General features: G+C 65.6%; 12 protein-coding genes. 3 read left to right on the top strand and 9 right to left on the bottom strand.

The features are described 5' to 3' along the window. The first annotated feature begins 144 nt into the window (after positions 1-144). On the top strand, positions 145-465 hold the full coding sequence (locus CH292_RS07915) for a hypothetical protein (protein WP_094654444.1): 321 nt from the start codon (positions 145-147) through the stop codon (positions 463-465). Here the strand turns inward: CH292_RS07915 and CH292_RS07910 are convergent. Together CH292_RS07910 and CH292_RS07905 are read right to left on the bottom strand one after the other, a co-directional pair. Beyond that, positions 456-1,544 carry a PLP-dependent cysteine synthase family protein gene (locus CH292_RS07910; protein ID WP_020112508.1) on the bottom strand — a complete coding sequence of 363 codons (1,089 nt, stop codon included), beginning with the start codon at positions 1,542-1,544 and terminating at the stop codon, positions 456-458. The genes CH292_RS07915 and CH292_RS07910 overlap by 10 nt on opposite strands. After that, a complete protein-coding gene (locus CH292_RS07905; RefSeq protein WP_019666475.1) occupies positions 1,544-1,864 on the bottom strand; it encodes a DUF4229 domain-containing protein in 321 nt (106 codons plus the stop codon). The genes CH292_RS07910 and CH292_RS07905 overlap by 1 nt, the downstream gene beginning before the upstream one ends. A gap of 242 nt (positions 1,865-2,106) precedes the next feature. On the opposite strand from CH292_RS07905, the gene CH292_RS07900 reads away from it, so the two are divergent. Further along, positions 2,107-2,319 (top strand): BldC family transcriptional regulator, encoded by a 213-nt coding sequence (locus tag CH292_RS07900; RefSeq protein ID WP_026348035.1) that lies wholly within the window; start codon positions 2,107-2,109, stop codon positions 2,317-2,319. Between the two features lie 120 nt (positions 2,320-2,439). Further along, positions 2,440-2,640 (top strand): hypothetical protein, encoded by a 201-nt coding sequence (locus tag CH292_RS07895; protein ID WP_019666477.1) that lies wholly within the window; start codon positions 2,440-2,442, stop codon positions 2,638-2,640. Positions 2,641-2,695: 55 nt separating this feature from the next. On the opposite strand, the gene CH292_RS07890 is transcribed toward CH292_RS07895, so the two are convergent. The 7 genes from CH292_RS07890 to hemL form a co-directional block, all read right to left on the bottom strand. Continuing rightward, a complete protein-coding gene (locus tag CH292_RS07890) occupies positions 2,696-4,117 on the bottom strand; it encodes a MinD/ParA family protein (RefSeq protein ID WP_256977972.1) in 1,422 nt (473 codons plus the stop codon). Positions 4,118-4,239: 122 nt separating this feature from the next. After that, positions 4,240-5,211 (bottom strand): c-type cytochrome biogenesis protein CcsB, encoded by a 972-nt coding sequence (ccsB, locus tag CH292_RS07885; RefSeq protein ID WP_019666479.1) that lies wholly within the window; start codon positions 5,209-5,211, stop codon positions 4,240-4,242. A gap of 3 nt (positions 5,212-5,214) precedes the next feature. Beyond that, the gene (locus tag CH292_RS07880) at positions 5,215-6,837 is read right to left on the bottom strand and encodes a cytochrome c biogenesis protein ResB (RefSeq protein WP_037163774.1); all 1,623 of its coding nucleotides are present in this window, start codon (positions 6,835-6,837) and stop codon (positions 5,215-5,217) included. Then, positions 6,834-7,652 (bottom strand): cytochrome c biogenesis CcdA family protein, encoded by an 819-nt coding sequence (locus tag CH292_RS07875; protein ID WP_019666481.1) that lies wholly within the window; start codon positions 7,650-7,652, stop codon positions 6,834-6,836. The genes CH292_RS07880 and CH292_RS07875 overlap by 4 nt, the downstream gene beginning before the upstream one ends. Then, positions 7,649-8,242: a TlpA disulfide reductase family protein gene (locus tag CH292_RS07870; RefSeq protein ID WP_019666482.1), complete on the bottom strand. Its 594-nt coding sequence runs from the start codon at positions 8,240-8,242 to the stop codon at positions 7,649-7,651. The genes CH292_RS07875 and CH292_RS07870 overlap by 4 nt, the downstream gene beginning before the upstream one ends. Next, positions 8,235-8,894: a histidine phosphatase family protein gene (locus tag CH292_RS07865; RefSeq protein WP_094654442.1), complete on the bottom strand. Its 660-nt coding sequence runs from the start codon at positions 8,892-8,894 to the stop codon at positions 8,235-8,237. The genes CH292_RS07870 and CH292_RS07865 overlap by 8 nt, the downstream gene beginning before the upstream one ends. After that, on the bottom strand, positions 8,891-10,213 hold the full coding sequence (gene hemL / locus CH292_RS07860) for a glutamate-1-semialdehyde 2,1-aminomutase (protein ID WP_026348036.1): 1,323 nt from the start codon (positions 10,211-10,213) through the stop codon (positions 8,891-8,893). The genes CH292_RS07865 and hemL overlap by 4 nt, the downstream gene beginning before the upstream one ends. Positions 10,214-10,242: the final 29 nt, after the last annotated feature.

Raw genomic sequence — 10,242 nt, 5'->3', positions numbered from 1 at the left:
ACCCACCGACACCGCCCGCACCCGAATCCGACTCCTCCGCCGAAAACTACGACAACACAAAACCATCCAACACCTCCGCGAACGAAAGAAACCACCACCCTTCTGATCGGCCGCGGACGGAACACGAGCATCTAGTCTGAAGGTATGGCTCGGAAGAACTCGACGACTTCATCACTCGCTACCTCGGCTCTGGCGGCCGCAGGCCTGCTGGGCGGCTTCGCTGTTGCGCAGCAGACCAAGAATCGACAACTCAGCGGCGCTGTGTTGGCAGCTGTGGGTGTGGCGAGCACCGCGTCATGGAATGCGGCTGCCGGTCCCAAGGTCGCGGGTGCGCTGTTGACGACGTACCTCGTCGGCTTCGGCGCATCGCACCCCTTGGCCAAGAAAATCGGAGCGTGGCCGGCGGTGAGCGTCGCAGCCGGAGCCACCGCGGCAGCGTCACTGGTGCTGACGCGTCAGGGCTGAAACTCGCCCGTTCGTACGAAGCGTTCCAACACCTCGGTCGGCCCGGCCAGATCCATGCCCTGCGACGCAACCCAGGCGTCGTCGAAGTACGTATTGGCGTAACGCTCACCGCCGTCGCACAGCAGGGTGACGACGCTGCCGGATCTGCCGGCCGCAATCATCTCCGCGATGACGCCGAATGCACCCCAGATGTTGGTGCCGGTAGAGCCTCCGACGCTTTTCCCGAGGGCCGTCGATGCGTGCCGCGCGGCGGCTACCGAGGCGGCGTCGGGTACCGCGATCATTCTGTCGATGACCTGTCCGACGAAGGACGGCTCGACGATGGGACGGCCGATGCCCTCGATGCGCGACGGCTTTCCGGTGGAGAAGTCGGCACGGCCGGTCTCGTAGCCACCGATGAAGGCGGAGTTCTCGGGATCGACGACGGCCAGTCGGGTGGAGTGGCGTCGGTATCGGATGTACCGACCGATCGTTGCGCTGGTTCCGCCTGTGCCCGCCCCGACGACGATCCACGTCGGGATCGGCGATTCCTCGTGGGTGAGTTGATCGAAGATCGATTCCGCGATGTTGTTGTTTCCGCGCCAGTCGGTTGCGCGCTCCGCGTGGGTGAACTGGTCCATGTAGTGGCAGTCAGGCTCCGCTGCGAGTCGGTGCGCCTCGGTGTACATGGCGGAAGGATCGTCGACGAAATGGCAACGACCCCCGTGTGATTCGATCAGTGCAACCTTCGTCGGCGACGTACTGCGCGGCATTACTGCGACGAACTCGAGGCCGAGCAGGCGCGCGAAATACGCTTCGCTGACGGCGGTGGATCCCGACGAGGCTTCGATGACCGTGGTGTTCTCGGTGACCCATCCGTTGCAGATCGCGTACAGGAACAGCGAGCGCGCCAGGCGATGCTTGAGGCTGCCGGTGATGTGCGTCGACTCGTCCTTGAGGTAGAGCTGCACTCCCCATGCCGCGGGAAGTGGGTACCGCAGCAGATGTGTGTCGGCCGATCGTTGAGCGTCGGCGTCGATGAGGCGTACCGCGTTGTCGACCCAGTCGCGGGCCTCGGAACGGTCGACGACCTTGGTCACTACTTGCCGTCCTCGCCGCGCAGCTTCGCCTGAAGGTCGGCCCGGGCACGGCGACGGCCCTCGTCGACGCCGGCGATCGACTCGTTGACGCGGATCCGCAGGGACTTGAACAGCACGAGCGAGAGGGGCAGCGAGATCAGTACGGCGAACACCGCGGCGACCAGTACGGGGATCTCGACGCCCACGAGCAGCCCGACTCCGACGATCACGGCGGCGATCACGAGAACCAGAAGCAGACGCGCTCCGCTGTAGATTGCGACGTCTCGCAGGAGGCGTCCTTTGGTCGCGGTGGGCTCGGGTGGTGTGTTGCGTTCGTTCACGGCCTTCAGGCTACCCGCCCTTCGACCTGCGGTTGGACCCGCTGCAACGTCGCATATCGGACAGCCGGACTTGACCGATTTGTCTATTACCTCCCCTTTACCTTCTTTAGATCAGTCGAGTACCTAGGGGTTCGAGTGCCACCATGGTGCTCGAACACGAATTTGCTCCATCCACTGTCCGGTTCGTGACCCGCCTTCGGGCCGGGCCTACCGGACACCGCACGCAGGAGGACACGACCAAGATGAGCGCACCAACACTGCACAAGGCTCAGGATTCACTGCTCACACCGGGGCAGGTAGCGGCGCTCTTCCATGTGGATCCGAAGACGGTCACCCGTTGGGCGCATGCCGGTCGTCTCGGATCGTTGCGTACGCCGGGCGGTCACCGCCGGTTCCGCGAGGCCGAGGTCATGCAGCTTCTGTCATCTCTGACCACCGAGGCCGCTCACCACTGACCCCGTAGACCGACTACCGACGCCAGGTCGAACACAAGTGCATATTCTCAGGAACTTGCGAACCGCGTTGGGGTGCACACCGCATCCCAACGCGGTTACGCTGGTCTGAGGAGGTGCGTCGTGATCTATCTTTTGGCGTTGATCGGTTTGGTGGCAGTCATCGTCCTGTTCTGGAAGGCCTTCGGTCCGACTGCGCAGGCTCCGGCTGGACGGACCGTCGGTCCGGATGACGACCCGGAGTTCCTGTGGCGTATGAACCGAGATGTTCGACGGTCGGGCACGGACAGTCAGGACACGGGCAAAACCGAACCTACAGAATGAAGTACAGCAGCCCGCCTCACGAGGCGGGCTGTTCCGTTCGCCCCTTCGGGTGCGCCTAGCGCGTCCTCGACTCGTTCGCGCGCTGAAGATCTTCCGGCCGGTTGCTGGGAAATCCCGACGCCACCGCCGCCGCCAATTCCAGCAGCGCGGCGCGAGTTCCGCTTTTCAACCTGTTCAAGTCGATCTCGGCGCCTTCCTCGAGGTGTGGGTCGAACGGGATCAACACAACCTGACGGCAGCGTTGCTCGAAGTGCTCGACGACCTTGCCCAGATCTACTTTGCCTGCTCGCGGCCGAACTGCGTTGACCACCGCGACAGATGAGCGGACCAACTCGCTGTGACCGTGCGCGTCGAGCCAGTCGAGTGTCGCCGACGCGCTGCGGGCGCCGTCCACGGACCCGGAGCTGACCACGACCAGCGCGTCCGAGCCGGCGAGGATGCTGTTCATTGCCGAATGCATGAGCCCGGTACCGCAGTCGGTGAGCACGATGCTGTAGAACTTCTCGAGCAGTTCCACCGCGGTGTCGTAGTCCTGGCCGCTGAACGCCTCGGACACGGCGGGGTCGGTGTCCGACGCGAGCACCTCGAGACGGTGCGCATTCTGTGAGGTGTATGCCCGTACGTCGCTGTAGCGACTCAACTCGTCGATGTCCCGCAGCATGTTTCGAACCGTCGCGGGCGTCTCCAGCGGTACCTTCTGGCTGAGTGTTCCGCGGTCCGGGTTGGCGTCGACGGCAATGACGCGGTCCCCGCGAATTGATGCGAACGTCGACCCGAGCGATGCCGTCGTCGTCGTTTTGCCGACGCCGCCCTTGAGGCTGAGTACCGAAATGCGATAGCAGCCGACGAGATGGCGCTCCGCCTGCCGAGAGAGCCGGGCCAGACGCTCGTCGCGATGGCTGTTGCCGAGATTGACCCGCCGCAGCGTCACGTCGTAGACCCACTTCCGCCACCCGGACACAGGCGGCGGCGAAACCTGTCTCACGAGAAGGGCATTGGTGAGATCCGACGCCGACGCCGACGCGACCGGTGGCAACTGCCCCTGCGTTCCGAGGTCCGGTGGAGTCTGCCTGGGTTCTGCAGTGGCACGGCCTTCTGTGCTCGCACGGCCGTAGGTGGTCGATTCGGGCGGCATCGGGACCGGGGTCGAGCGAAATCCCCCCGTTCTGGGCCCACTACTCGCAGGCTCGACAGACGACCCAGCCTCAACAGACGACCCAGCCTCGTCGGCCGAACTGGACTTCGCCGCCGGCTCTGCTTTCGCTGGGGCCGCTGATTTTTCCGGAGCTGCTGTTGTCGCCTTCTCGGTCGGAGCTTCGGCGCGTCGCTGCCAGGGCGAGGCGTCCGGCGTGGATACGTCAGGTTTCGGGGATGCCCCGGTCCCAGCCTCCGGCGGTGGCGCGGCGGGTGCGCCGTCGTCCTCCCCCTGCTCTGCCGGACGTACCGGCTGCCACGAACTCATCTGCCACTCGGCCATGGCGTTTCCCCCCATCATCCGACTCCCCAGTCGGAGGGTGCGCGCCCCCGGCGCACCCGTCACCGCCGGACGTTACCAGCTGAGCCTGCGACCTCTCGCCCGCGACCGATGCGCCCTATCGGCTAGTTGAGCCCTGCGTAGGAGTGCAGTCCCGAGACCACCATGTTGATGATGAAGAGGTTGAACAGCATGGCTGCGAACCCGGTGATGTTGATCCAGGCAGCGCGGGTGTTGCGCCATCCCGATGTTGCGCGGGCGTGCAGGTATGCGGCGTAGATGATCCAGGTGATGAAGGACATCGTCTCCTTGGGGTCCCAACCCCAGAAACGGCCCCAGGCTGCTTCGGCCCAGATGGCGCCCAGGATGACGCCTGCACCGAAGAGTGGGAACGCGACGATGGTGGTCTTGTACGCGAGTCGGTCGAGCGCCTGGGCGTCGGGGAGCCTGGACGCGAAGCGACCCCAGAAGCTGCTGCTCTCGTCGCCCGCGGGTTGCTTCATGCGGAGCAGGAACAGCAGGCTGGCGACGCCGGAGACCAGGAAGATACCGCTGCCGACGCTGACGATGGTGACGTGGATGGGCAGCCAGAACGAGCGAAGCGCAGGCACGACAGGTGCTGCGTCGGCGTACAACTTGGTCGCGGCCATGAACATGAGGACGATGATCGGCGCGAGGACGAACACGAGCATCGGTCGCATCGTCTTCTTGCGCAGCAACAGGATCGAGGTGAGCGCTGCGGCGGCGGTCGCCATGGTCACGAACTCGTACATGTTGCCGAGTGGGAACCGGTGTGTGGCGAAGCCGCGCAGTACGACGGATGCCACGTGGAGCACGAGCGCCAGGATCAGCAGAGCGAAGCCCATGCCTGCCAGACGCTCCGACAGTGGACGCTTGGGGGTCTCGACGACACGTCCTGGCACGCCCGCCCCGAGTGGAGTGGGGGCACCGCTGCCGACGAGCTCGCGTGCCTGGACCTTGGTGGCCCGCTGCGAGGCGTACTGCGCGATGAGCAGAACGAACGCGAGGACGTAGATGGTGAACGCGGATTCGAAGGACCAGTCGCTGTACTGCGAGAGCGTCTCGTTGATCGGCATCGGTCAGTTCTCCTGCTTGTCTGTGTTCACTGTCTTGACTTCGCCGATCAGCCGCTCACACAACCGGTCGAATTCTTCTCCCCAGCCCGCCTGATCGGTTCGGGCGAGTCCACCGAGTTCTACTACAGTACGTCGTGAGTCCGGTTCCGTGTGCAGCCGGACCCAGACTCGGCGTCGTTTGATCACCAACGACACGAGCAGTCCACCCATCATCGTCAGTGCGAAGACCAGCACCCAGTTCTGTGCTGGATCATGCGATACCTGCAGGTTGACGAACTCTTCTGCGCCGTCGAAGCGGACGTTGGTGCCGTCGGACAGGGTCGAGGACTCCCCTGGCTTCAAGTTGACCCGGTCCTGCTTGACGAGCCTGCCCTGGTTGACCATCTCCTGGTTCAGGGAGAACAACGACTGCGGGTATCCGGTGTCGAGGCCGGTGTCACCTTTGTAGATGTCGATCGCGACGGCGGGATCCGTCATCGCCGGGTAGCTCGACGACAGCAGGTTGCCGTGGAAGAACGCCGTCGGCGCGAACAGACCTTCGATTGCGATCTGATTCTTGCGACGCTCGGTTGCTTCCGGGTACAGGCCGCCGGGAGGATCGATTCGCAGGACTCCGCTGGAGAGGAACGTGGTGGCGTCGGTCGGTTGCCACTGGATGGTCTCGGTGCGTGTCTCGCCGTTCGGGAACGTCACGGTGAACGTCGGTGCGTATCCGTGGCCCTGCAGGTAGACACGGTCGCCTGCGACGCGGAGCGGGTGGTTGACCTGGAGGACGTCGTCGCGCCAGGTGTTGCTCGCCAGGTCTTCGCCTGCCTGGTACTCGATGTTCGACGTGAACATCTCGGCCTGACCGTTCTCGAGGTAGTCGGCCTTGAAGTCCTTGACGCGGATGCACAGGGGCTCGAGGCCGGTGCCGTCGACGAGTTGGCCGGCGCGGAAACCGTCGTAGATGGCGGGCGTCGTACTGCAGAAGCCCGGTCCGTCGTTGGCGATGACGACGACGTTGCCTTCGTATCCGAGCAGCTTCCCCAGGGCGATGGCGGCGAGAAGTCCGACGAGCGAGAGGTGGAAGACGAGGTTGCCGAACTCGCGGAAGTATCCCTTCTCGGCGGACAGCGTCACCTCGCCGGTGCCACCGGTGCGCTGCGCGACGCGCCACCCACGCAGCTGCGCCTTCACCTTCGCCGCGGTGTCCTCGGCGGATTCGTCGGACACGTACCGGCGGTGGTGAGGCAGACGCGACAGGTTGCGCGGCGTCGGGACGGGCTTGGTGCGGAGAGCTTTGGCGTGTTCGACGCATCGCGGCACGATGCAGCCGATCAGCGAGATGAACAGCAGCGCGTAGATCGCGGTGAACCAGAAGCTGGAGAAGACGTCGAACAGTTCGAGCCTGTCCATCCACGGACCGAGCGTCGGCCTGGCTGCGATGTACTCGTCGACCTTGCCGGAGTTGAGGCTGCGCTGCGGAACGAGAGCGCCGGGGATCGCGGCGAAGGCCAGCAGGAACAGCAGCACCAGGGCGGTGCGCATGCTCGTCAGCGATCTCCAGGTGTTGCGCACCAACGCGAGCGCACGCCCGGGTAGCGACTGCTTCTGCGGTGCGACGCGAGTGTCGAGGTCGGTCATATCGGCAGCACCACGTCGGACACGAAGGCGTCGCGAACCCAGCTCACGAACACGTCCCACGCACCCGTGACGAGTGCAATTCCTACTGCTATCAACATGATTCCGCCGAACACCTGTATCTGTCGTGCATGGGTGCGAAGCCAGCCGACTCCGCGTAGAGCGCTTGCCGAGCCGAACGCGAGGATCACGAACGGCAGGCCGAGGCCGAGGCAGTAGGCGACGATCAGCGCGACACCGCGCACTGCCGTTGCACCTTCGGTTCCCGCGGCCAGGGAGATGACGCTCGCCAACGTCGGTCCGAGGCACGGCGTCCAACCGAGGGCGAACACTCCGCCCAGCAACGGAGCGCCGAACAGGCTGCCGACCCGGCGTGGTTCGAATCTGACGTCGCGTTGCAGTGCCGGTACCAGACCGATGAACACCAGGCCCATCGCGATGGTGACGACCCCGCCGATGCGCATCAGCAGTTCACGGTTGACCGACAACACCGAGATCGCCCCGAACACCGTGGCCGTCGCGAGGACGAAGACGACGGTGAATCCGAGGACGAACAAGCCCGCGGCGCCCGCGACCCGCAGCTTGCTGGCCGTGCGCACCTTCGTCGTCGACGCTTCCGCCGCGGTGACGGCAGGCGCATCGGCACCGACCACGCCCGCCAGGTAGGACAGGTAACCGGGAACGAGAGGTACGACGCACGGCGACGCGAACGAGACGAGGCCGGCGAGGATGCAGACACCGAACGCGAGAACGAGCGGCCCGGAAGCCGCCGTGGTCTGGAACGTCTCGCCTATGCCTGCGGCGTACAACTCGATCACTGGCTTTCCGTCTCCTCGCCTGCAATCCGCTCGACGACGGGTTGCAGGTCCTCGGCGAGCAGCTCACGCAGGTACACCGCCGCCACGCGGTGCTGCTTGTCCAACACGATGGTCGTCGGGACGACCGATGTGGGGATGCCGCCGAGGGCGGTGAGGGTGCGCATCGGAGGGTCGTAGATGGACGGGTAGGTCACCTTGTTGTCGATGACGAAGTCCTGCGCCTTGTCCTGCGCGTTGTCGCGGACGTTGATGCCGAGGAACTGGACGCCGAGGTCCTTGGTGTTCTCGAACACCTCTTCGAGATCGTCGGCTTCACCGCGACACGGTCCGCACCACTGGCCCCACACGTTCAGTACGACGGCCTGGCCCTCGAAGTCCGCGAGCGACGTCGTCTTTCCGTCTTCCATCAGGTCGGGGCCGGACAGTTCGCCGATGGTGCCGCGATCCGACGGGGGGTCGTAGAAGATCTCGGTCTGGCCGCCGGGTGAGACGAAGTCGAAGGTTCCGCCGGTCGCGACCGCGTCGGTACCCGTCGCGCAGCCTGCGGTGACTGCGACGACGGCCAGAGCCGAAGCGAGTACCTTACGCACCGGTGACTCGTGGATCGCTGGCGCCCGCGGGCTCGGAGTAGACGATGTCGACGAGCGTGTCTCCCTCGTAGACAAGGGAAGTCAGCGACGCGAGACCGCACTGACGGTGCCGCGGGTCGTGCCACAGACGCTCACCCTGCAGGAATCGACGCAGGGTCCAGACGGGGAGCTGGTGACTGACGACAACGGCTTCGTGGCCGACGGCTGCGACGCGAGCGGCGTTCACTGCGGCCAGCATCCGGTGCGCGATCTGCAGGTACGGCTCACCCCACGACGGCGTGAACGGGTCCCGCAGTTTCCACCAGTGCCGTGGCCTGCGCAGTGCCCCGTCGCCGACGGCGACCCGGAGGCCTTCGAACTCGTTTCCTGCCTCGATGAGGTTGTCGTCGGTGGCGATGTCGAGTCCGTGCGCCTTCGCGATCGGACCTGCCGTCTCCTGCGCCCGCTGCAGCGGGGACGCGATGACGGCGGTGATGTCGTGTCCGGCAAGCGCATTCGCCACAGCTGTCGCCTGCGTCTGCCCCTTCACCGACAGCCGGAACCCGGGGAGGCGTCCGTAGAGGATGCCCCTGGGGTTGTGGACCTCACCGTGCCGCAACACGTGGACGATGGTGCGCGTCGTCTGATGCGGATGCGCCTCCGGTGTACTCACTTGGTTCCTGCTTCGGCTCGGGCCGCTGCACGTGCGGCGTGGGGAAGGGCGTCGGCGATCTTCTCGAACGCGGCGTCGTCGAGGGCAGCGGAGACGAACCAGGCTTCGAATGCGCTCGGCGGCGGGTAGACCCCGCGCGCGAGCAGTGCGTGGAAGAAGTCGGGGTATCGCCACGTCTCGGCTGCTTTCGCGCCTGCGTAGTCGGTGACGGGCCCGTCGGAGAAGAACACGCTCACCAGTGTGCCTGCGAACTGGACGTGGTGACGAACGCCTTCGGCGGTCAGGGCATCACCGAGCAGCCCGCCGAGTCGCTCCGCGTTGTTCTGCAGCTTCTCGTAGACGGACGCGTCGGCCAGTTGCAGGCTCGCGAGACCGGCCGCGACGGCGACGGGATTACCGGACAGGGTGCCTGCCTGATAGACGGGACCGGCCGGTGCGAGGTAGGCCATGACGTCGGCGCGCCCACCGAAGGCTGCGGCCGGTAGTCCACCGCTCATGACCTTGCCGAAGGTGTACAGATCGCCCGCGACGCCGTCGATGCCGTACCAGCCCGCTGCGCTCACGCGGAAGCCCGTCATCACCTCGTCCATGATGAGCAGTGCGCCGTTGTCCGTGGCCAGGCGTCGTAGCCCCTCGTTGAAGCCGGGGACCGGTGGAACTGCGCCCATGTTGCCCGCGGCGGCCTCGGTGATGATGCACGCGATCTGGCCGGCATTCTCGGCGAAGGCGTGCTCCACCGCGGCGAGGTCGTTGTAGGGCACGACGATGGTGTCCGACGCCTGTGCCCCAGTCACCCCGGGAGAGGTGGGCAGGCCGAAAGTGGCGAGACCGGACCCGGCGTCGGCGAGAAGCGCGTCGACGTGGCCGTGGTAGCAGCCGGAGAATTTGACGATCTTGGTGCGCCCGGTGAAACCACGGGCGAGGCGGACGGCGCTCATGGTCGCCTCTGTGCCGGAATTCACAAGCCGAACCTGGTCGACGGGGCCGACGCGGCGCACGATTTCTTCCGCAAGTGCGATTTCCCGCTCGGTCGGAGCGCCGAACGACAGACCGGTTTTCGCGGCCTTCTGCACGGCCTCCACGACGACCGGATGAGCATGCCCGTGAATCATCGGGCCCCACGACGAGATCAGGTCGACGTACGAGTTCCCGTCGGCGTCGATCATGGTGTATCCGCTGGCCTCGGTGATGAAGCGCGGCGTACCGCCGACCGAGTGGAACGCACGAACCGGGGAGTTCACCCCACCCGGGATCACTGCGCTCGCGCGCTCGAAGAGCTGGGCAGATACGGGTGCGTCGTCGCCGGGAGAAACAGTCACGACCCCCAGTGTCCCAGGTTCGTCGATTT

Source organism: Rhodococcus sp. 14-2470-1a, from assembly GCF_002259425.1.
Classification (GTDB): Bacteria; Actinomycetota; Actinomycetes; order Mycobacteriales; family Mycobacteriaceae; genus Rhodococcoides; species Rhodococcoides fascians_E.
This window is presented reverse-complemented; position numbering and strand designations above follow the sequence as displayed.